Source organism: Actinacidiphila glaucinigra (genome assembly GCF_035918135.1).
GTDB classification, from domain to species: Bacteria; Actinomycetota; Actinomycetes; order Streptomycetales; family Streptomycetaceae; genus Actinacidiphila; species Actinacidiphila glaucinigra.
On sequence record NZ_CP109144.1, the window covers coordinates 4,195,001 to 4,215,394 of the forward strand.

19 protein-coding genes and 1 rRNA gene (1 of these 20 running past the window's edge) are annotated in these 20,394 nt (G+C 72.5%); 7 read left to right on the forward strand and 13 right to left on the reverse strand.

The genetic code is table 11. From position 1 onward, the window contains the following. A 16S ribosomal RNA gene (locus OIE69_RS18585) occupies window positions 1-146 on the reverse strand (it extends 1,373 nt beyond the left edge of the window). 691 nt (window positions 147-837) lie between these two features. Between OIE69_RS18585 and trpS the strand changes: the two genes are divergently transcribed. Beyond that, complete coding sequence (trpS, locus tag OIE69_RS18590; protein WP_326573001.1) at window positions 838-1,836, forward strand: tryptophan--tRNA ligase; 999 nt, start codon at window positions 838-840, stop codon at window positions 1,834-1,836. Between the two features lie 46 nt (window positions 1,837-1,882). Here trpS and proC read toward each other — a convergent pair whose 3' ends face one another. From proC to OIE69_RS18605, 3 genes are all read right to left on the reverse strand, one after another. Beyond that, entirely contained in the window at window positions 1,883-2,692 is an 810-nt protein-coding gene (proC, locus tag OIE69_RS18595; RefSeq protein ID WP_326573002.1) for a pyrroline-5-carboxylate reductase, read from the reverse strand. A gap of 66 nt (window positions 2,693-2,758) precedes the next feature. Continuing rightward, entirely contained in the window at window positions 2,759-3,496 is a 738-nt protein-coding gene (locus OIE69_RS18600; RefSeq protein ID WP_326573003.1) for an ABC transporter permease, read from the reverse strand. Next, on the reverse strand, window positions 3,493-4,281 hold the full coding sequence (locus tag OIE69_RS18605) for an ABC transporter ATP-binding protein (protein WP_392567526.1): 789 nt from the start codon (window positions 4,279-4,281) through the stop codon (window positions 3,493-3,495). The genes OIE69_RS18600 and OIE69_RS18605 overlap by 4 nt, the downstream gene beginning before the upstream one ends. Before the next feature lie 200 nt (window positions 4,282-4,481). On the opposite strand from OIE69_RS18605, the gene OIE69_RS18610 reads away from it, so the two are divergent. The 3 genes from OIE69_RS18610 (at window position 4,482) to OIE69_RS18620 (ending at window position 7,226) form a co-directional block, all read left to right on the forward strand. After that, the gene (locus OIE69_RS18610; RefSeq protein WP_326573004.1) at window positions 4,482-4,832 is read left to right on the forward strand and encodes a hypothetical protein; all 351 of its coding nucleotides are present in this window, start codon (window positions 4,482-4,484) and stop codon (window positions 4,830-4,832) included. Window positions 4,833-5,155: 323 nt separating this feature from the next. Continuing rightward, window positions 5,156-6,646: a SulP family inorganic anion transporter gene (locus tag OIE69_RS18615; RefSeq protein ID WP_326573005.1), complete on the forward strand. Its 1,491-nt coding sequence runs from the start codon at window positions 5,156-5,158 to the stop codon at window positions 6,644-6,646. Between the two features lie 142 nt (window positions 6,647-6,788). Next, window positions 6,789-7,226 carry a hypothetical protein gene (locus tag OIE69_RS18620; RefSeq protein WP_326573006.1) on the forward strand — a complete coding sequence of 146 codons (438 nt, stop codon included), beginning with the start codon at window positions 6,789-6,791 and terminating at the stop codon, window positions 7,224-7,226. On the opposite strand, the gene OIE69_RS18625 is transcribed toward OIE69_RS18620, so the two are convergent. From OIE69_RS18625 to OIE69_RS18640, 4 genes are all read right to left on the reverse strand, one after another. Beyond that, window positions 7,223-8,011 carry a class I SAM-dependent methyltransferase gene (locus OIE69_RS18625; RefSeq protein WP_326573007.1) on the reverse strand — a complete coding sequence of 263 codons (789 nt, stop codon included), beginning with the start codon at window positions 8,009-8,011 and terminating at the stop codon, window positions 7,223-7,225. The two genes, OIE69_RS18620 and OIE69_RS18625, sit on opposite strands and share 4 nt — an antisense overlap. Before the next feature lie 52 nt (window positions 8,012-8,063). Continuing rightward, the gene (locus OIE69_RS18630; protein ID WP_375821067.1) at window positions 8,064-8,417 is read right to left on the reverse strand and encodes an SH3 domain-containing protein; all 354 of its coding nucleotides are present in this window, start codon (window positions 8,415-8,417) and stop codon (window positions 8,064-8,066) included. A 55-nt stretch (window positions 8,418-8,472) separates the two neighbouring features. Further along, window positions 8,473-8,781, reverse strand: coding sequence for an SH3 domain-containing protein (locus OIE69_RS18635; RefSeq protein WP_326581254.1), 309 nt, complete (start codon window positions 8,779-8,781; stop codon window positions 8,473-8,475). Between the two features lie 97 nt (window positions 8,782-8,878). After that, window positions 8,879-9,211, reverse strand: a complete 333-nt coding sequence (locus tag OIE69_RS18640; protein ID WP_392567527.1) for an SH3 domain-containing protein — start codon at window positions 9,209-9,211, stop codon at window positions 8,879-8,881. Between the two features lie 123 nt (window positions 9,212-9,334). Here OIE69_RS18640 and OIE69_RS18645 point away from each other — a divergent pair, with 123 nt between their 5' ends. Then, on the forward strand, window positions 9,335-11,536 hold the full coding sequence (locus tag OIE69_RS18645; protein ID WP_326573008.1) for a serine/threonine-protein kinase: 2,202 nt from the start codon (window positions 9,335-9,337) through the stop codon (window positions 11,534-11,536). A 59-nt stretch (window positions 11,537-11,595) separates the two neighbouring features. Here OIE69_RS18645 and ilvD read toward each other — a convergent pair whose 3' ends face one another. The 4 genes from ilvD to OIE69_RS18665 all read right to left on the reverse strand — a co-directional run bounded on the left by ilvD (window position 11,596) and on the right by OIE69_RS18665 (window position 16,153). Beyond that, complete coding sequence (gene ilvD, locus OIE69_RS18650; protein WP_326573009.1) at window positions 11,596-13,449, reverse strand: dihydroxy-acid dehydratase; 1,854 nt, start codon at window positions 13,447-13,449, stop codon at window positions 11,596-11,598. A gap of 171 nt (window positions 13,450-13,620) precedes the next feature. After that, window positions 13,621-14,256 (reverse strand): TetR/AcrR family transcriptional regulator, encoded by a 636-nt coding sequence (locus tag OIE69_RS18655; protein ID WP_326573010.1) that lies wholly within the window; start codon window positions 14,254-14,256, stop codon window positions 13,621-13,623. Continuing rightward, window positions 14,256-15,059: a sugar phosphate isomerase/epimerase family protein gene (locus OIE69_RS18660; RefSeq protein WP_089227704.1), complete on the reverse strand. Its 804-nt coding sequence runs from the start codon at window positions 15,057-15,059 to the stop codon at window positions 14,256-14,258. Before OIE69_RS18660 ends, OIE69_RS18655 begins: the two co-directional genes overlap by 1 nt. A 155-nt stretch (window positions 15,060-15,214) precedes the next feature. After that, on the reverse strand, window positions 15,215-16,153 hold the full coding sequence (locus OIE69_RS18665; protein WP_326573011.1) for a Ppx/GppA phosphatase family protein: 939 nt from the start codon (window positions 16,151-16,153) through the stop codon (window positions 15,215-15,217). A gap of 101 nt (window positions 16,154-16,254) precedes the next feature. Between OIE69_RS18665 and OIE69_RS18670 the strand changes: the two genes are divergently transcribed. Further along, entirely contained in the window at window positions 16,255-17,076 is an 822-nt protein-coding gene (locus OIE69_RS18670; protein WP_326573012.1) for a hypothetical protein, read from the forward strand. Window positions 17,077-17,086: 10 nt separating this feature from the next. Here OIE69_RS18670 and OIE69_RS18675 read toward each other — a convergent pair whose 3' ends face one another. After that, window positions 17,087-18,757, reverse strand: a complete 1,671-nt coding sequence (locus OIE69_RS18675; RefSeq protein WP_326573013.1) for a BACON domain-containing protein — start codon at window positions 18,755-18,757, stop codon at window positions 17,087-17,089. Between the two features lie 215 nt (window positions 18,758-18,972). On the opposite strand from OIE69_RS18675, the gene radA reads away from it, so the two are divergent. Further along, window positions 18,973-20,361, forward strand: a complete 1,389-nt coding sequence (gene radA, locus OIE69_RS18680) for a DNA repair protein RadA (protein ID WP_326573014.1) — start codon at window positions 18,973-18,975, stop codon at window positions 20,359-20,361. Window positions 20,362-20,394: the final 33 nt, after the last annotated feature.

Here is a 20,394-nt window from a genome sequence, read left to right on the forward strand (position 1 = left end):
GGCTTGTCCCAGAGTGCAGGGCAGATTGCCCACGTGTTACTCACCCGTTCGCCACTGATCCACCCCGAAGGGCTTCACCGTTCGACTTGCATGTGTTAAGCACGCCGCCAGCGTTCGTCCTGAGCCAGGATCAAACTCTCCGTGAATGTCTTCACGAGAGCGGCACCATCGGGAGGAATAATCCCGACGTGCCCAGCGTCCTCGCTGTGTTTTTCTTCAAAGGAACCTCGACCATCCGAACGGATGGACGGGGTATCAACATATCTGGCGTTGACTTTTGGCACGCTGTTGAGTTCTCAAGGAACGGAAGCTTCCTTCGAGACCGTTTCACCGGCCCCTCCGGGCTTTCCCTTCGTTGTCTCCAACCTTACCAGATCCGTTTCGCGTTTCCGCTCTTCGTTTCCGGCCCCCTGTTGGAGCGGGGTTTTTCGTTTCGCGCCTTCCGGCGTGTCCACTACGTTAGCGGATTTCCCCGGCGGTTCATAATCGAGCCTTTCGGTTCGGATTTCGGCATGCCGAAATCGTCCCCGGGGGGAGATCGTGCGGTAGTGGTTTGCCGCCGGGCGGCTTGAGTGGCTGCCGTTGGAAAGGTGACCCCGTCCGAGGCAGCTAGAGAACACTACACCACGCCCCACGGTGCTTCAAACCTGTGGCCGTCAACAGGTTTGCGCGTTACCTTCGAGCCATGACCGAGCATGCGCACTCGTACCTGTGGTGGGCCGCCTGACGGCGGCCGACCACCCAGCGCATGCATCCAACGGCCGCCGCTTCGGCGGCCGTAGGTGTTTCTGCTCCGGCCCGCCGACCGCGGCGGTCCCACAGCCGGAAGGAACACCGATGACGAGGGTCTTCAGCGGGATCAAGCCGACGGGGCACCTGACCCTGGGCAACTACCTGGGCGCCGTGCGGCAGTGGGCGGCTGTGGACCAGCACCGGGCCGAGTCGCTCTTCTGCGTCGTGGACCTGCACGCGCTCACCGTCGAGCACGATCCGGCCCGTGTACGGCGGCTGAGCCGGCAGGCGGCGACGCTCCTGCTGGCGGCCGGCCTCGACCCGCGGGTCTGCACGCTCTTCGTGCAGAGCCATGTGGACGAGCACACCCGGCTGGCGTACCTCCTCGAATGCACCGCCGCGGACGGGGAGATGCGGCGGATGGTGCAGTACAAGGAGAAGGCGGCCAGGGAGCAGCGGCGGGGCGGCAGTGTGCGGCTGTCCCTGCTGACGTACCCCGTGCTGATGGCGGCGGACATCCTGGCGTACGGGGCGGACGAGGTGCCCGTCGGTGACGACCAGGCGCAGCACGTGGAGCTGACCCGGGATCTGGCGGTGCGGTTCAACCACCGGTACGGGCCCGTGTTCACCGTCCCCCGGGCGGTGCTGCCGCACGTGGCGGCGCGGGTGATGAACCTGCAGGACCCGGGGTCGAAGATGGGGAAGTCCGAGGACACCGGTCCGGGGATCGTCTACCTGCTCGACGAGCCGGAGGTCGTCCGCAGGAAGGTGCTGCGAGCGGTGACGGACAGCGGGCAGGACGTGGCGTACGACCCGCAGGAGCGGCCCGGGGTGGCGAACCTGCTGGAGATCCTGGCGGCGTGCACCGGCCGGGCGCCGCAGGACCTCGCGGCGGGGTACGACTCGTACGGCGCCCTGAAGAAGGACACCGCCGAGGCGGTGGTGGAGGAGCTTCGGCCCTTGCGGGAGCGGCACGCGGAGCTGGTGGCCGACCCCGGGTATGTGGACGGGGTGCTCAGGGAGGGTGCCGCGCGGGCGCGGGCCCTGGCCCGGCCGACGGTGGACGCGGCCTACCGGGCGATCGGGCTGCTGCCGCCGGGCTGAGGACGTGCCGGCGGCGGGGGTCCGCAGGCCCCGGCCGGCGGGTCGGTCAGCCGTTGCCGGAGGCCAGCTCGCGGCTGCGGTCGCGGGCGGCCTCCAGGGCGGCGATCAGGGCGTGGCGCACGCCGTGCTTCTCCAGTTCCCGGATGGCGTTGATGGTGGTGCCGGCGGGTGAGGTGACGGCCTCGCGGAGCTTGACGGGGTGCTCGCCGCTGTCGCGCAGCATCACGGCGGCGCCGATCGCGGACTGCACGATCAGGTCGTGGGCCTGGGCGCGCGGCAGGCCGAGGAGGATGCCGGCGTCGGTCATGGCCTCGACCAGGTAGTAGAAGTACGCGGGTCCGGAGCCGGACAGGGCGGTGGCCGCGTCCTGCTGGTACTCGGGGATGCGCAGGGTCTTGCCGACCGGCTGGAAGATCTCCTCGGTGCGCAGCAGGTGCTCCTCGGCGGCGTGGCTGCCGGCGGAGATGACGGACATGCCCTCGTCGACCAGGACCGGGGTGTTGGGCATGACGCGGACGACCGCGATGCCGTCCGCGAGGCGCTCCTCGAAGAAGGAGGTCGGCACGCCGGCCGCGGCGCTGATGATCAGCCGGTCGGCGGCGACGTGCGGGGCGAGTTCCTCCAGGAGGGCGGACATGTCCTGGGGCTTGACGGCGAGGATGAGGGTGTCGGCGGTCTTGGCCGCCTCCTCGTTGGAGACCGATTCGACGCCGTGGCGGGCGTGCAGCTCCTGGGCGCGGGCCGGGCGGCGCGCGGTCACCAGCAGGTTCTCCGGCTTCCAGCCGGCACGGAGCATGCCCGACAGGAGGGCCTCACCGATCTTGCCGGTGCCGAGCACCGCGACTTTCTGCGTCATGGCGCCATCCTCGCACCGTGGGCGGCCCGGAGGCCGTGCCGTCCACGGTGCGGTCACCCGTGGGGATCAGGCCGTACGGCGGCGGAGCGTGGCCGCGCCGAGGGTGAGGGCGAGGGCGGCGCTGCCGGCGACGACGGCGAGGTCGCGGACGAAGTCGCCGGTGACGCCGGTGCGGGTGAGCACCTGCTGCATGCCGTCGACGGCGTACGACATGGGCAGGACGTTGGAGATGGCCTCCAGCACGGGCTGCATCCGGTCGCGCGGCATGAGCAGTCCGCAGAGCAGGATCTGCGGGAGCAGAACGGCGGGCATGAACTGCACGGCCTGGAACTCGCTGGCGGCGAAGGCGCTGACGAAGAGCCCGAGGGCGGTGCCGAGACAGGCGTCGGCGAGGGCGACCAGGAGCAGCAGCCAGGCGGAGCCGGTGACGTCGAGGCCGAGCGCGAGGACGGCGAGCCCGGTGGCGAGGGCGGCCTGGACGACGGCCACGGCGCCGAAGGCGAGGGCGTACCCGGCGAGCAGGTCGCCCTTGCCGAGCGGCATGGCCAGCAGGCGTTCCAGGGTGCCGGAGGTGCGTTCGCGCAGGGTCGCGATCGAGGTGACCAGGAACATCGTGATGAGCGGGAAGATGCCCAGCAGTGAGGCGCCGACGGTGTCGAAGGTGCGCGGGCTGGCGTCGTACACCCAGGACAGCAGGGTCAGCAGGACGCAGGGCACGACGACCATCAGGGCGATGGTGCGCGGGTCGTGACGCAGTTGCAGCAGTACGCGGCGGGCGGTGGCGAGGGTGCGGCGCGTGCTCATCGGACGTTCTCCTCGGCCTGGTGGGGGAGCTTTCCGGCGGCCGCGTCGACGAGGCGGAGGAAGGCGTCCTCGACGGTGGGGGCGCCGGTGCGTGCGCGGAGCGCGTCGGGGGCGCCCTGGGCGAGGATGCGGCCCTCGCGCATCAGGAGCAGCCGGTGGCAGCGCTCGGCCTCGTCCATGACGTGGCTGGAGACGAGGAGGGTGGCGCCCCGTTCGGCGGCGAGGCGGTGGAAGAGCTCCCACAGGTCGCGGCGCAGGACGGGGTCGAGGCCCACGGTGGGTTCGTCGAGCACGAGCAGTTCCGGGGTGCCGAGCAGCGCCACGGCGAGGGAGACGCGGCCCAGCTGTCCGCCGGAGAGGTTGCCGGCGAGGGCGGTGGCGTGGGAGGTCAGGTCGACGTCGACGATGGCGCGTTCGACGTGGCCGGGGGCGTCGCCGCCGAGGACGGCGGCGAAGTAGGCGAGGTTCTGGCGGACGGTCAGGTCGAGGTAGACGGAGGCGGCCTGGGTCACGTAGCCGATGCGGGGGCGCAGGTCGCGGTGGCCGGCGGGCAGGCCGAGGACGTCGAGGGTGCCGGTGACACCCGCCTGGGTGCCGACGACGGCGCGCATGAGGGTCGACTTGCCGCAGCCGCTGGGGCCGAGCAGGCCGGTGATCTCGCCTCGGGGGACGGTGAACTCCAGGGCGTCCAGGACGGTGCGGCCACCGCGGACGACGGTGAGCCCGGAGGCGTGCACGGCGGATCCGGGGCCCGGTTCCCGGGACTCCTCGGCTTTATTCATCATGCGGTGAATAATGCTCCGGGGCGTGTCGGGGCGTCAAGAAGCGGCAGGTGTATCCGTTTGGGTGACGGATCATTTACGCTCCGTTTACTTAAAGAGCTTGCAAAATGGAGTGGCTGTCTGCGCAAAATGAAGGGCGGCTACGCATCCGAACGGGGGCACCTGTGGTATCGGCCAAGGGAGTTGCGCGTGCTGTCGCCGTCATGGCGGCACTGCTGCTCTCCCTGTTCGCGGCGATAGGCTGCGCCACCGCCGAGCCCGTTCCCGCCTCCGGCCGCGGCACGGGCACGACGGTGGCGCGCGCGGAGCCCGAGACCCGCAACTGCCTCGCACGGAGGCAGGGGAGCAACGGCATACGCCTGGTGCTGCCCGGGACGGTGAGCGTCCCGGCCCCGGCATCCGCACCGCGGGGCGGCACCGGAACCGACGAGACGGTTCCGGTGGACGACGCCCAGGTGTCCGCCGCCGTGACGGCGCCGCGGACCGCCCGGCAGGCGGTACCCCTCTCCAGATCAGGAGAACTACCGGTCGCCCACGGCGCGTTCCGCTGCTGAGGCACGGCCTGCCGCCTGCTCTTCCCTCCTGACCGCGGTCGTCGCCCGCGGCCCTGGCCCTACCCCGGCCCGGGTCCTCGCCGGCGCCCGCGCGTCCACGTGCACGCACATGCACTCGTACGCGGCGCCCGCGATCCGGGAGACCGACCCCCCACACTGCTCGACCACGTACGCCCCCGCCCACACCGGCGCCGGGGCGCAATGGAGGACACCCGCGTGAAGACCTTCATCCCCCCATCCCCCACCTCCTGTTCCCCCTTCCCCCCACCGGCCGTCCGGCCCCTCCGGCCCGCTCGCGGCTCCCTCACCCCCAGCCCCACCCGGTGAGCCGCCTCCTCCGCGCCGCGTCGCGACTGCCCCGTCCGCAGTCGCTGCGCGCCGACGTCACCGCCTCCCTCGTCGTCTTCCTCGTCGCCCTGCCGCTGTGCGTGGGCGTGGCCGTCGCCTCAGGGGTGCCGGCCGAACTCGGTCTGGTCACCGGCATCGTCGGCGGCATCGTGACCGGCATACTCCCCGGCAGCAGCCTCCAGGTGTCCGGCCCGGCCGCCGGGCTGACCGTCCTGGTCTACGAGGCGGTCCAGGAGTTCGGGCTGCCCTCCCTGGGCGTGCTCGTGCTCTGCGCCGGCGGGCTGCAGCTCGCCATGGGCGTGCTCCGGCTCGGCCGCTGGTTCCGGGCCATCTCCGTCGCCGTCGTCCAGGGCATGCTGGCCGGCATCGGCCTGGTGCTGATCGCCGGACAGGTCTACGCCCTCACCGACACCGCGGCACCGGCCGGCGGCCCGGCGAAGATCGCCGGATTACCCGGACTGGTCGCGGGCACCGTCGTCTCCCCCACGGCGCTCACCGCGCTCGCCGTCGGCGGCGGCACCATCGCGGTGCTCGTCCTGTGGCCCCGCATCCCGCGCGCAGCGCGGCTGCTGCCGGGGCCGCTGGCCGCGGTCGCGCTGGCCACGGGCGCGGCCGTGCTGTTCGACCTGCCGGTCGAACGCGTGGAGGTGGCGGGGCTGCTCGACGTCGTCCAGCCGCCGGGCGCCGGGCAGTTCGCGGGGCTGGCGAGTCTGTCCATGATCGGGACCGTGCTGGCCTTCACCCTGATCGCCTCCGCCGAGAGCCTGTTCAGCGCCGCCGCGGTGGACCGGCTGCACGACGGGCCGCGCACCGACTACGACAAGGAGCTCATCGCGCAGGGCACGGGCAACGCCGTCTGCGGGGCACTCGGTGCCCTGCCGATGACCGCGGTCATCGTGCGCAGCGCCGCCAACGTTCAGGCGGGTGCCCGTACGAAGGCGGCACGTGTGCTGCACGGCCTGTGGCTGCTGCTGTTCGCCGCGCTGCTCCCCGGCGCGCTCGGGGTGATCCCGGTGGCCACGCTGGCGGGCGTGCTGGTGCACGCCGGCTGGAAGCTCGTACCGGTGAAGGAGATCGTGCCGCTGTGGCGCGAGCACCGGGGCGAGGCCGTCGTCCTGATCGTGACCGCCACGGGCATCGTGGTCACCAACATGTTCGAGGGCGTGCTCATCGGGCTGCTGACGGCCGTGGTCAAGGCGGCCTGGGAGACCTCGCAGACCCATGTGGAGATCCACGACAAGGGTGAGGGCCCGATCGTCGTCCGCGTCCTGGGCAACGCCACCTTCCTGCGGCTGCCCAAACTGTTGGAACAGCTGGAGGCACTACCCCGCGACCGCCCGATGGAACTGGACCTGCGCCGGCTGCGGCACCTCGACCACGCCTGCGGCATGGCCCTGCTCGGCTGGGCCGAGCGGCACAACGAGGAGGGGGTGACGCCGGTCCGGGTGCAGGGCGCACCGGTGTGACACGGCGGCCCGGGACCGGGCGGGAGGGGGCGCCGCCCCTGACGCACGGTTCCGGGCCGTCTCAGGGTCATCCCCTATGGCTTCGGGGACGAAGCGGAGTGACCGTGGCCATATGAGGCGTTCTACCGATGGATCCCGGGACGTGACCGGAGCCGAGAAGCGGCAGCTCGCGGTGGCTACGGCCACCCTCGGCCCCTGGCGCCCGGCGGCGGCCGTCGGCGCGATCGGCGGCGGGGTGTCCCTCGCCGCCTCCGCCCTGAGCGGCGACTTCGGGCTCGGCGTCGTCGCGGGCGCCGTGTCCGTCGCGCTGATGCTCTTCTTCCTCGTCGGCGGCGCCGGCGCGGTGACCGGCCGCGGCCCGCGCGCCGACCGCCGCATACGCCGCTGGGCGGCCGCCCACCCCTGGCGCGTCGCGCTGGTGCCGGCCGGGATGCTGCTCGTCGCCGACGTCGTGATGCGCCAGATCCTGACCTCGGAGGGCTTCTTCGGCAGCCTCTGGGACGGCCTGTGGCGAGGGGTCCTCGTCGCGGGCGTGGTCGGCGTCGTCGGCTCCGTAGCGGGGAAGCGGCGGGCCGGCTAGCGCCGGCCAGGTCTTTTCACCGCCACCGTCAGGTCGACCTTGTACGGCTCGGCCACCTGCCCGTCCGGGAAGAGCGCGAGCAGCGCGCGCCGCTCGTCGTCGAGGATGCGGCGGGCGGCCCCCGGGGCGAGCACGGCGAAGTAGGAACGGCTGCCCAGCATCGTGAGGTGCGTGTCCAGCGGGACGGTGCGCGACCAGCGCAGGACGCGGGTCTCGGTGCGCATCCCCAGACGGGAGCCGAGCGAGCGGAGGATGTCCTGCGCCGTGCCCGTCAGGCCGTTCTCGTGGTAGCGGGGCACCGCCCGGGCCAGCCGCTCCTCCTGGTCCCGCACCCAGGCGACCCCGGTGTCCGGCACGTTCCACCACAGCGCGAGCGCGCCGCCCGGGCGCAGCACCCGCACCGCCTCGGGGGAGGACTTCGCCGGGTCCGTCCAGTGCCACGCCTGGGCGTACGTCACGAAGTCCGCCACCCCGGACGCGAACGGCAGCGCGTCCCCGTCCGCACGCACCAGCGGCACTTCGGGCTGACCCGCCCGCAGTTGCGCCGCCATCCCCGCCCCGGGCTCCACGGCCGTCACGTGCGCCCCGCGCGCCCGCATCAGCGCCGTGGCGATCCCTGTCCCGGCCCCCACGTCCAGGACGGTGGCCCCGGCGAAGGGACGGCCGCCGATCTCCTCGACGGCGTCGAACAGCTTTCCGGGGTAACCGGGGCGGGCCGCGGCGTACTGCGCGGCAACGGTGTCGAACGACCGGGCGAGCACGCGGTGGGCCGGCTGTGTGGTCATGGGGGTTGTTCTTCCCCGTGGGACACGGGCGCGACCCACCGTGCGGGCTCGGTCAGGTGCAGCGTGGGGCGACGTAACCGTCGCTGCCGGTCAGGATGTTGACGTCGGCCACGTACTGGTCCGGGCCGATCCGGTCCCAGATGTTCGAGGTGCCGTAGTAGCCGCTCACCGTCTCACCCGGCGTCTGGCAGAAGATCGGCATCTTCTGGTCGTACGGCAGGGTCCTCAGGAGCTGGAAACTGGTGCCCGGTCCGCTGCGCACGTTGACGCGCACCCCGGGGGCTGACGGGTAGTACACGAGGCTGGGTGCCGCCACGGCTTCGGCGGCGCCTCCCAGGACGAGGAAAACCGCCCCGGCCATCGCGGCCGCACCAGTCACGAGCGCTGCGCGCCTGCTCTTGCTCAACACATTCCTCCCGCGGAACGAATCAAGGACATGGGTGTGACGCGATGCCGATACGTCAGACGCACTTTCCGGCGACGTACCCGTCGCTGCCGGTGTGCACATAGGTATCGGAGACGTACTCGTTCGGTCCGATCCGGTCCCAGATGTTCGACGTGCCGTAGTAGCCGCTGACCGTCTCGCCAGGCGTCTGGCAGAAGATCGGCACCTTCTGGTCGTACGGCAGGATCTTGACGATCTGGTAATTCGTCCCCGGCCCGGTACGGACATTGAGCCGTACGTCGGGAGCGACCGGGTAGTACACGAGATTCGGGGCCGCCACGGCTTCGGCGGCGCCTCCCAGGACGAGGAAGACCGCCCCGGCCATCGCGGCCGCACCGTTCACGAGCGCCGCGCGCCTGCTCTTGCTCAACACATTCCTCCCGCAGTACCGATCCAGGACGCCGCGGCGAGATGCCGCCGCGTCAGCTGCAGCGCGACGTGACGTACCCGTCGCGGCCGGTGTGCACGTAGGCGTCGGAGACGTACTGGTTGGTGCCGATGCAGTCCCAGATGTTCGAGGTGCCGTAGTAGCCGCTGACCGTGGTCCCAGGCGTCTGGCAGAAGAGCGGGACCTTGGCGTCATAGGGAAGGGCCTTGACGATGTGGTAGCTGGTTCCCGGGCCGGACCTGACGTTGAGGCGGGTTCCGGGCGCCACGGAGTAGTAGATCAAGTCGCTGGCTGCGACGGCGGTCCCCGCCACCGCGGCCCCGCCGGCCGCATCGTCCATCGGCGCGTCAAGTTTGTTCTCGGCCATGTGCACTCCCCCGTGAAGATTCACGCTCTGTCAAGTGCAGGCTAGCAATCCGAGCCATCCTCGTTACAGGGATCGACTAGGCTCACCGAGTTGCGGCTGTGGACGAACATACGGGGGTTGGTCATGCCGCCAGTGCGGAGACCCGGGACGGACCCGGAAGCGGAACATCCGGAATACGCGGGGCAATACCGGCTCGAGGGCCGCCTCGGCTCCGGCGGCATGGGCGTGGTCCACCTGTCGCGCTCTACCTCGGGCATGCGCCTGGCCGTGAAGGTCGTGCATGAGGAGTTCGCGAAGGACCCCGAGTTCAGGGCGCGTTTCCGGCAGGAGGTCGCCGCCGCCCGACTCGTGAGCGGCGCCTTCACCGCGCCCGTCGTCGACGCCGATCCCGGGGCCGAGCGCCCGTGGATGGCCACACTGTACATACCCGGGCCGACTCTGGCCGAGTTCGTGAAGCGGAACGGTCCGGTGGCACCGGCCCAGGTGCGCTATCTGATGGCGGGCCTCGCCGAGGGTCTGCGTGACATTCACCGCGTGGGCGTCGTCCACCGGGACCTCAAACCGAGCAATGTGCTGCTGGCCGCCGACGGGCCGAAAGTGATCGACTTCGGAATCTCCCGGCCGTCCGACAGTGATCTGCGGACCGAGACGGGCAAACTGATCGGCACCCCGCCGTTCATGGCACCGGAACAGTTCAAACGGCCTCGAGAAGTGGGGCCGGCTGCCGATGTCTTCGCCCTGGCCAGCGTGCTCGTCCACGCCGCGACGGGACGCAGTCCGTTCGAATCGGACAGCCCCTACATCGTCGCGTACCAAGTGGTCCACGACGAACCGCACCTCGAGGGCCTCCCCGGAGATCTGCGGCCGCTCATCGAGCAATGCCTCGCCAAGGACCCGGACCACAGGCCCACTCCGGACGCGTTGATGGCGGAGCTGAGAAAGGTCTCTGCCTCGTACGACACGCAGACCTTCGGATCCTTCGACCTCGAAGGCGACCTGGCGGACGCGCTCATCCCGACGCAGCGGCGATCGGTGGACGACGCGATGCCCCGGAAGGTGCCCCGGCCGGGATCCGGGTCCGGAGCCGATGCGGCCGGTCCGGCTCCGGTTGCTTCCAAGTCCCGGCGCCGCCTGGCCCGTAGTGCCCTCGTCGCGTTCCTGGCTCTGGGGGTCCTCGCGGCCGGCGCCTTCCTGCTGGCCCAACGGCCCGACGACACAACACCGCTGGGATCGACCGGGTCTCCGGTCACCGCCGGCGGATATTTCCACCCGTGGCAGACGGTCCTCCGGAAGGACGGTGGTGCCGGCACGGCAGCCTGCGCCGCCGGTGCAGGGGCCCTGTTCTGCGCAGGACCGGGTGTCGAGGCATCGAAGCTCGACGCTGACAGCGGGCTCACCCAATGGTCGGTCCGTGTGAAGGGCGGCACCCACACCCATCCCCATCCGCCCGTGCTGTCGGGCGGCGTCGTACGCGTGGTGAACGACGACGAGTCGCGGCTGAACGGCCTGTCCGCGGCGACGGGGAAGGTGCTCTGGACCCTTGACATCTCCGCCTACCAGGGCGCGTTCTCCAGCGCCGGCACCACGGTGCTGCTCGCCGGACGCGACGGGGCGGTCGGCGCCGTGGACGGCACCACCGGCCGGGACAAGTGGCGAGTGGATCTGCCGGGCCACCACCAGCCGGCGTTGGCCTCGTACGGCGCCTCGGGTCACGTCTACGCCGTCGAGGTCGACGCGGACGGCCGCCACACGCTGGTGACCACGGTGGACGAGAGCGACGGGAAGGTGCAGCGGCAGGTCCGGCTCGACGGGCAACTGAGCCCCGTGGGCGAGTCCGGGACGGACCTCTTCCTCACCTCTGTGGACAGCTTCTACCGCACCGACGCCGTCATCCGGCTGAACGCCGTCACCGGCTCACACCGGCGGATCCCGATCGCCCCGCTGCTCAGCGAGCCGCAGACCGCCGTACGAGGGGACATGGTGTACCTCCTGGATCGCGGCGGCAACCTGATCGGCTTCGACACCCGCCGCTCCACAGACCCCACCGCGACCGAACCATGGCGTCTGGAGACGTCGGTGAGTAGTGGCTCCGTACCCACCGTCGTCGGAGACCGCCTGTACTTCACCGCCGTCGACGGACGGCTCCTGGCCGTGGACGCCGAACGGGGGATCTTCCTCGGGCAGACGAAGCCACGTCTGGGAACGCGTCCGGGCAGTTACCCGGGGTCCCCGCCCTCCCCCCTCGTCGCCGACGGGAAGGTGTTCGCGACCGCGCCCGACGGCAGCGTGTTCGCCGTGGACGCCGAGGACCCCTCCCGCTGGTGATCGTGGGGATCGGCGGAAGGGGTCCCTGGGGACGACGACGGGTCCGGATGTCCCCGGGGTCAGCGCTCGAGCTTGGAGACGTCGCGGACGGCGCCCTTGTCGGCGCTGGTGGCCATCGCGGCGTAGGCCTTGAGGGCCAGGGAGACCTTGCGCTCGCGGGCCCTGGGGGCGTAGGCGCCGCCGAGGGCGGTGCGGCGGGCGGCCAGTTCCTCCTCGGGGACGAGGAGTTCGATGCTGCGGCCGGGGATGTCGATGCGGATGCGGTCGCCGTCCTCGACGAGGGCGATCGTGCCGCCGGAGGCCGCCTCGGGGGAGGCGTGGCCGATGGAGAGGCCGGAGGTGCCTCCGGAGAAGCGGCCGTCGGTGATCAGGGCGCAGGACTTGCCGAGGCCGCGGCCCTTGAGGAAGGAGGTGGGGTAGAGCATCTCCTGCATGCCGGGGCCGCCCTTGGGGCCCTCGTAGCGGATGACGACGACGTCGCCCTCCGTGATCTCCTTGCGGAGGATCTTGTCGACGGCCTCCTCCTGGGACTCGCAGACCACGGCCGGGCCCTCGAAGGTCCAGATGGACTCGTCCACGCCCGCGGTCTTGACCACGCAGCCGTCGACGGCGAGGTTGCCGTGCAGCACGGCCAGGCCGCCGTCCTTGGAGTAGGCGTGCTCGACGGAGCGGATGCAGCCCTCCGCGGCGTCGGTGTCCAGGGCCTCCCAGCGCTCGGACTGGGAGAAGGCCTCGGCGGAGCGGACGCAGCCGGGGGCGGCGTGCCACAGTTCCTCGGCCTCGGCGGAGGGGGAGCCGCCGCGGACGTCCCAGGTCTTGAGCCAGTCGGCGAGAGAGGGGGAGTGGACTGCGTGGACGTCCTCGTTGAGCAGGCCGCCGCGGTGGAGCTCGCCCAGCAGGGCGGGAATGCCGCCGGCGCGGTGCACGTCCTCCATGTAGTACGTACGGCTCTTCGCGACGTTGGGCGCGACCTTGGCGAGGCACGGCACCCGGCGCGAGACGGCGTCGATGTCGGTCAGGCCGAAGGGGACGCCGGCCTCCTGGGCCGCGGCGAGCAGGTGGAGGATCGTGTTGGTGGAGCCGCCCATGGCGATGTCGAGCGCCATCGCGTTCTCGAAGGCGTCGAAAGTGGCGATGGAGCGCGGCAGCACGGACTCGTCGTCCTGCTCGTAGTAGCGCCGGGTCAGGTCGACGACGGTGCGGCCGGCGTCCTCGTACAGCGCCTTGCGGGCCGTGTGGGTGGCCAGGACCGAGCCGTTGCCGGGCAGGGACAGGCCCATCGCCTCGGTGAGGCAGTTCATCGAGTTGGCGGTGAACATGCCGGAACACGAGCCACAGGTGGGACAGGCGTTCTCCTCGATGCGGAGGATGTCCTCGTCGGAGACCTTGTCGTTGACGGCGTCGGCGATCGCGTCGATCAGGTCGAGGGTGCGCACCGTGCCGTCGACGAGGGTGGCGCGGCCGGCCTCCATGGGGCCGCCGGAGACGAAGACGGTGGGGATGTTGAGGCGCAGGGCGGCCATCAGCATGCCCGGGGTGATCTTGTCGCAGTTGGAGATGCAGATCAGCGCGTCGGCGCAGTGCGCCTCGACCATGTACTCGACGGAGTCGGCGATCAGGTCGCGGGAGGGCAGCGAGTACAGCATGCCGCCGTGGCCCATGGCGATGCCGTCGTCGACGGCGATCGTGTTGAACTCGCGCGGCACGGCACCCGCGGCCTTGATCGCCTCGCTGACGATGCGCCCGACGGGCTGCAGGTGGGTGTGCCCGGGCACGAACTCCGTGAAGCTGTTGGCCACCGCGATGATCGGCTTGCCGATGTCCTCGCTCGCTACGCCCGAGGCCCGCATGAGGGCACGGGCGCCCGCCATGTTGCGGCCGTGGGTGACTGTGCGGGACCTCAGCTCGGGCACGGGGACCACTCCCTACGTTTCCATCCGGAGCCTTCGAGCGTACGCCCCCGGTCGCGGCGCACGGCGGTGCGTCCGTATTGCGGACGGCGAGTCCACGGTGTGGATGACACTCCGGGCCCGGCCGCGACGGGGTGCTCCCCCCATTGTGGGCCCGTTCGCCGTGGTGCCGGCTCAGCCCGTGACGGGTCCCGGATCGGTCAGGTAGCGCTGGAGCGTCGGCGCGACGAGGGCGACGACCTCCTCCATGTCCGCCGACGCCAGCGGCTCGATCCTGATGACGTAGCGCATCATCGCGATGCCGATCATCTGGGCGCCCGCGAGTTCCGCGCGGAGCCGGGGCTCGGGGACCTTCAGCTCCGACGCGACCCGTTCCAGCAGCCGCCGCAGGACGATCCCGCGCAGCACGCTCGCGGCGGTGTCGTTGGTCACGGCGGAGCGGAGGATCGCCAGCATGGGGGCCCGGGAGACCGGGTTCTCCCAGATGGCGACGAAGAAGCGGGCCAGCCGCTCGCCGACGCCCTCGGGGCCGGCCGCGAGGACGTCGGGGACGCCGAAGGCGGGCTCGAAGCTCAGCTCGATGGAGGCGGCGAAGATCTGCTCCTTGGCCCCGAAGTAGTGGTGCACCAGCGAGGAGTCCACGCCCGCGGACTTGGCGATGGAGCGGATCGAGGTCTTGTCGTAGCCGCGGGCGGAGAACTCCTCGCGGGCCGCGGCGAGGATCCGGTCGCGGGTCTCGGGGGTGCCCGAGCGGCTCCCGGCGGGGCGGCCGCGGCCGCGCCTGCCGGTGCCGCCGTCTTCCTGGGCCATCAGCGCACCCGCGCGGCCGCGGCCAGGTGCAGCCGGGTGAAGGCCAGCGCCTCGGCGAGGTCCGCCTCGCGCTCGGCGGCCGACATCGCGCGCCGGGTGTTGACCTCGATCACCACATGGCCGTCGAAGCCGCGCGAGGCCAGGCCCTCCAGCACCTCGGCGCAGGGCTGCTTGCCGCGTCCGGGCACGAGGTGCTCGTCCTTGCCGGAACCGCTGCCGTCGGCCAGGTGGACGTGGCCGAGCCGGTCGCCCATGCGGTCGAGCATCTCCAGCGTCTCGGTCCTGGCCGTGGCGGTGTGCGACAGGTCGATGGTGAAGTGCCGGTAGTCGTCCGTGGTGGGGTCCCAGTCGGGGGCGTACGCGAGCATCTCCCGGTCGCGGTAGCGCCACGGGTACATGTTCTCGACCGCGAACCGTACGTCGGTCTCGTTCGCCATCCGCCAGATGCCTGCGACGAACTCCCGCGCGTAGCTGCGCTGCCAGCGGAACGGCGGGTGGACGACCACGGTCGAGGCGCCCAGCTTCTCCGCCGCCGCCTGGGCCCGTTGCAGCTTCACCCACGGGTCGGTCGACCAGACCCGCTGGGTGATCAGCAGGCAGGGCGCGTGCACCGCCAGGATCGGGACGGCGTGGTAGTCCGACAGGCGGCGCAGCGCCTCGATGTCCTGGCTGACCGGGTCGGTCCACACCATCACCTCGACGCCGTCGTACCCCAGCCGGGCCGCGATCTCGAAGGCCGTCGCCGTGGACTCGGGGTACACCGAGGCCGTGGACAGCGCGACCTTCGCGTCCGGTACGCGCACGGTGTGTCCGTTCGGGTCCACAGGGTCAGGGGCTGCCACGGGGAACAGCGTACGGCGGCCGGTCGGCCGAGCGGCACATCGCACCCGGCCGACGTGACGCGATCGACACGCGGGGGCGCGACGGCCGCACGGCCGGCGCGCCGTGTGCGCCGCCCTCAGCCCCGGTCGCTCGTCATCAGGTCGAGGCGGCGCAGGATGACGCCCTCGCGCAGCGCCCACGGGCAGACCTCCAGTTCGGTGACCCCGAACAGGTCCATCGCCGCGTCCGCGACCAGCGCCCCGGCCAGCAGCTGGCGGGCCCGGCCCTCCGACACGCCCGGGAGCTCCCGGCGGGCGCCCTCGGTCATGGCGGCCAGCCGCGGCACCCACTCCTCCAGCGTCTTGCGGGTGAGCGTGCGCTGCACGTACAGGCCGTCGGCGGAGCGGGCCGCGCCCGCGATCCGGGCCAGCTGCTTGAAGGTCTTGGAGGTGCCCACCACGTGGTCGGGCGCGCCGAGCCGGCTGAACTCGGCGACGGTGCGGGCGATCTCGGCCCGTACGTGCTTGCGCAGCCCGCGCACGTCGTCGGCGGTGGGCGGGTCGCCGGGGAGCCAGCCGCTGGTGAGCCGGCCGGCGCCGAGCGGCAGGGAGACCGCGGCGTCCGGGTCCTCGTCCATGCCGTACGCGATCTCCAGGGAGCCGCCGCCGATGTCCAGCATGAGCAGCCGGCCGGAGGACCAGCCGAACCAGCGGCGGGCTGCGAGGAAGGTGAGCCGCGCCTCGTCCCCCCCGGACAGCACGGTCAGGTTGACCCCGGTCTCCGCGGCGACCCGGGCGAGCACCTGCTCGCCGTTGGCCGCCTCGCGCACCGCGCTGGTGGCGAAGGGCAGGACGTCCTCGACTCCCTTGTCCTCGGCGACGACCAGGGCCTCGGCGACCTGGGCGACCAGCCGCCGCACGCCGTCCTCGCGGATCGCGCCGTCCTCGTCGAGCAGCTCCGCCAGCCGCAGCTCCGCCTTGTGGGAGTAGGCGGGGAGCGGGCGCGCGCCCGGGTGCGCGTCCATGACCAGAAGGTGGACGGTATTCGAACCCACGTCGAGGACACCGAGTCTCATGCCCGGAACGCTACTGCGGCGGGCTCGGACCGGGGACATGCGGGGTATGGGCACCTGCGCGGGTGACCACTCGAGAAGCTTCACATGCTTACCCTGACATCGTGGCGAAGGTGAAAAAGGCGACGAAGCGGCAGCATCACCCGGACGTGTCGGACGAGGTCGGGCTCGACTTCCCGCGCGCATGGGTCGAGTTCCCCGATCCGGCCGACGAGGAACAGGTCTTCCGGTGCGACCTGACGTGGCTCACCTCACGGTGGAACTGCGTCTTCGGCCGCGGCTGCGAGGGCATCGAGGCGGGCCGGGCGAGCGACGGGTGCTGCACCCTGGGCGCGCACTTCTCGGACGACGACGACGAGAAGCGCGTCGCGGGCAACGTGGAACGGCTCACCCCCGAGCTGTGGCAGTTCCACGCGGTCGGCGAGGAGGACGGCTGGACCGAGGTCAACGAGGACGGCGACCGGCAGACCCGGCGGCACCAGGGGGCCTGCATCTTCCTCAACCGCCCCGGCTTCCCCGCGGGCTCCGGCTGCGCGCTGCACACGCTGGCGCTCCGGGAGGGCCGCGAGCCGCTGGAGACCAAACCGGACGTGTGCTGGCAGCTGCCGATCCGGCGGACGTACGACTGGGTGGACCGCCCCGACGACACGCGGGTGCTGATGATCTCGATCGGCGAGTACGACCGGCGCGGCTGGGGCCCCGGCGGGCACGACCTGCACTGGTGGTGCACGGGGGCGCGGTCCGCGCACGGCGCGGGCGAACCGGTCTACGTCTCGTACCGGGCGGAACTCACGGAGCTGATGGGGCCACGGGGCTACGCCCGGCTCGTCGAGCTGTGCGAGCAGCGGCTCGCCTCGCTGCTGCCGATGGCGCCGCACCCCGCGGATCCGGCGGCGGACGCGCGCGATCGGGGCGAGGACGCCTGAGCCGGCCTGGCTAGTCCTCGCCCTCGACGGAGGACGGGGAAGCCGAGGGGCTCTGGCTCGGCGGGTCGCTCGGTGACGGGTCGGGGGCGGACGGGGTCGGCGAGGGGTCGGGGGAGGGCGACTGCTGCCTCCCCCTCCCCTCGATCGTGACCACCGCGCCCGACGGGTCGAACCAGATCCGTGCCGCCCAGGGCCCCACGGGCTCCCGCGAGCGGTCCACGGAGACCGTCAGCGTCACGCTCTCCCCGGGGCGCAGCCTGCCGTGGCTGCGGCTGAGCCGCAGCCACGGCTCGGAGGTGGCCGCCCTCCAGCGGACCGGCGCGGCGCCCTCGGCGGTGAGGGTGACGACGGTCACGTGACCGCGCGAGCGGGCCTCCACGAGCAGCCGGCCCGTGCGGGGCGCCGAGGGGTCTTCGGCGTCCGCGGAGGCGCCGGACGGCGAGGCGGAGCCGCGGGCACCGGCCGCGGCGGAGGCGGGGGCCGACGCCGAGGGGGCGGCGGAGGCGACGGAGACCGACAGACGGCCCTGGCCGCCGCGGTTGGAACGCCCACGCGCGTCGGCCGCGCCCGCGACACCGGCCTTCTCGTACTGGACGCCGTCGAGGTCCTCGCCGGCGCTGAGGGAACCTTCCCCCTTGTGCTCGGGGGCCAGCGGCGCGCCGTGGTACGCCGCCCACAGCGCCAGCACCGGCGCCGCGACGACGGCCGCGACCACCGTGGAGGTCACCGCGCGGTGCCGCATCCGGGCCCGCCGCGCCATCCGCTCCTTCAGGTCCATCGGGAAGCCGTGCCGGTCGAAGCGCGGGCTGCCCTGGCGGGTGCGTCCGACGCCGCCCCGCATGGCGTGCAGCAGCGCGGCGTACGCGGCCGAGCGGGGCGCCTCGACCGTCGACAGGACGGCCGTGGCGGCGGTGGTGGCCAGGCCCGGCCAGGGGCCGGTCGCCACGGCGCGCTCGGCCGTGACCCGGCAGTGCGGGCAGACGTCGACATGGGTCACCAGCTCGCGGCGGAGCGCCGAGCCCAGCAGCACCCGGGAGTCGCCGGCGAGGCGGGCGACGGCCGCGCAGTTGCCGAGCTCGACCACGGCGAGCGCCGCGCGGGTGCGCTCCACCTCGCAGGCGGCCTGCGCGAGCAGCGCCCGCGTCGTGTCCGGCTCCCGGCCGACGACCAGGGCCACCTCGTGCGGCGCCAGCTGGTGCCGGACGGCGAGTTCCAGCGCCTCGCGCTGCTCGGGCGTGGTGCCGGCCGCCTCGGGCCAGGCCAGCGCCGCCAGTTCGCCGCGCCTGCGGGCGGCCACGTCCGCCGAGGCCTGCACCGACACCGGCCGCCCCTCGGCCAGGGTGCGCAGGCACGCCCAGCGAGCGAGCGCGTACAGCCAGGGCCTTCGCAGCTCCGGGTCGCGCAGCCGGGCGCGCTGGCGCTCGGCCACGGCCAGCACGTCACCGAGGGCGGCCGCGGCGGAGTCGTGCTCGCACAGGACGGAGAGGCAGTAGGTGAACAGCCCGTCCAGGTACGGCTCGTAGTGGGCCGGCGGCTGCGCGGGCAGGGTCCCCTGCGGGCGTGGCCGCCGCCGCGCCGGGGACCCGCTGGTCCCCGGCGCGGCGCGGCCACGCTGGACCGGCGCGCGGTGTCGGCGGTGCGCGCCGGTTGTCTGGGAGGGTGTGTCAGACCTGCTGCTCATCACTCCGTGACGGTAGGACCACGACCCGTACGCCCTCAGGCATCACGGCGGGCTTTAATCCAAATGGGTGGTGATCCCGCCCGAAAGAGCACACGACGCTCACCCTGTCGGGTGACCCCTCCGGCCAGGTGCACGAGCCTTTTCCGGAGCGGACGGCAGGCGCCCGCGCCCCGGGCGGTGCCGCGTTGTCGGTGGCACCCGATAGCGTGCGGCACATGGCTGCCCGTACCCGCCCCGCTTCCAAGGACCGCCCGTCGTACCGCTGCACCGAGTGCGGCTGGACGACGGTCAAGTGGCTCGGCCGCTGCGGCGAGTGCCAGGCGTGGGGGACGGTCGAGGAGTACGGCGCCGCCGCGCCGGTGCGGACGACCGCGCCGGGCCGGGTGACCTCGCCCGCGATGCCGATCGGCCAGGTGGACGGACGGCAGGCCACCGCGCGCGGCACGGGCGTGCCGGAGCTGGACCGGGTCCTGGGCGGTGGGCTGGTGCCCGGGGCCGTGGTGCTGCTCGCCGGCGAGCCCGGCGTGGGCAAGTCGACCCTCCTGCTGGACGTGGCGGCGAAGGCCTCCGGCCCGCAGACCCGCACGCTGTATGTGACGGGCGAGGAGTCCGCCTCGCAGGTCCGGCTGCGCGCCGACCGCATCGGGGCGCTCTCCGACCACCTCTTCCTGGCCGCCGAGACGGACCTGTCCGCCGTGCTCGGCCACCTCGACGACGTCAAGCCGTCCCTGCTGATCCTGGATTCGGTGCAGACGGTCGCCTCCCCGGAGATCGACGGCGCCCCCGGCGGCATGGCCCAGGTGCGCGAGGTCGCGGGCGCCCTGATCCGCGCCTCGAAGCAGCGCGGCATGTCCACGCTGCTGGTCGGCCACGTCACCAAGGACGGCGCGATCGCGGGTCCCCGCCTCCTGGAGCACCTGGTGGACGTGGTGCTGTCCTTCGAGGGCGACCGGCACGCCCGGCTCCGCCTGATCCGGGGCATCAAGAACCGCTACGGCGCCACCGACGAGGTCGGCTGCTTCGAGTTGCACGACGAGGGCATCACGGGCCTGGCCGACCCGTCCGGGCTCTTCCTGACGCGGCGCGACGAGCCGGTCCCCGGCACGTGCCTGACCGTCACCCTGGAGGGCAAGCGCCCGCTGGTCGCCGAGGTGCAGGCGCTGACCGTCGACACCCAGATCCCCTCCCCGCGCCGTACGACCTCCGGTCTGGAGACCTCCCGGGTGTCGATGATGCTGGCGGTGCTGGAGCAGCGCGGCCGGATCCGGTCGATCGGCAAGCAGGACATCTACACCGCGACCGTCGGCGGCGTGAAGCTCGGCGAGCCGGCCGCCGACCTGGCCGTGGCGCTCGCCCTGGCCAGCGCGGCGATCGACACGCCGCTGCCGAAGAACCTGGTCGCGGTGGGTGAGGTGGGCCTCGCGGGCGAGGTCAGGCGGGTCACCGGGGTGCAGCGCAGGCTCGCCGAGGCGGCCCGGCTGGGCTTCACCCACGCCCTCGTGCCGCCGGACCCGGGGAAGATCCCGGCGGGGATGAAGGTGACGGAGGTGACGGACATAGGGGACGCCCTGCGCGTCCTGCCCAAGAGGGCCCCACGTCCCTGACCCTTCCGACGGTAAACTTTGCCCTGGTCTCGC

Excerpts from the sequence above, each read along its gene's own strand:
- trpS (WP_326573001.1), top strand. The coding sequence starts at position 838 with ATGACGAGGGTCTTCAGCGGGATCAAGCCGACGGGGCACCTGACCCTG.
- proC (WP_326573002.1), bottom strand. The coding sequence starts at position 2,692 with ATGACGCAGAAAGTCGCGGTGCTCGGCACCGGCAAGATCGGTGAGGCC.
- OIE69_RS18600 (WP_326573003.1), bottom strand. The coding sequence starts at position 3,496 with ATGAGCACGCGCCGCACCCTCGCCACCGCCCGCCGCGTACTGCTGCAA.
- OIE69_RS18605 (WP_392567526.1), bottom strand. The coding sequence starts at position 4,281 with ATGATGAATAAAGCCGAGGAGTCCCGGGAACCGGGCCCCGGATCCGCC.
- OIE69_RS18610 (WP_326573004.1), top strand. The coding sequence starts at position 4,482 with ATGGCGGCACTGCTGCTCTCCCTGTTCGCGGCGATAGGCTGCGCCACC.
- OIE69_RS18625 (WP_326573007.1), bottom strand. The coding sequence starts at position 8,011 with ATGACCACACAGCCGGCCCACCGCGTGCTCGCCCGGTCGTTCGACACC.
- OIE69_RS18635 (WP_326581254.1), bottom strand. The coding sequence starts at position 8,781 with ATGGCCGGGGCGGTCTTCCTCGTCCTGGGAGGCGCCGCCGAAGCCGTG.
- OIE69_RS18640 (WP_392567527.1), bottom strand. The coding sequence starts at position 9,211 with ATGGCCGAGAACAAACTTGACGCGCCGATGGACGATGCGGCCGGCGGG.
- OIE69_RS18645 (WP_326573008.1), top strand. The coding sequence starts at position 9,335 with ATGCCGCCAGTGCGGAGACCCGGGACGGACCCGGAAGCGGAACATCCG.
- OIE69_RS18655 (WP_326573010.1), bottom strand. The coding sequence starts at position 14,256 with ATGGCCCAGGAAGACGGCGGCACCGGCAGGCGCGGCCGCGGCCGCCCC.
- OIE69_RS18665 (WP_326573011.1), bottom strand. The coding sequence starts at position 16,153 with ATGAGACTCGGTGTCCTCGACGTGGGTTCGAATACCGTCCACCTTCTG.
- OIE69_RS18675 (WP_326573013.1), bottom strand. The coding sequence starts at position 18,757 with ATGAGCAGCAGGTCTGACACACCCTCCCAGACAACCGGCGCGCACCGC.
- radA (WP_326573014.1), top strand. The coding sequence starts at position 18,973 with ATGGCTGCCCGTACCCGCCCCGCTTCCAAGGACCGCCCGTCGTACCGC.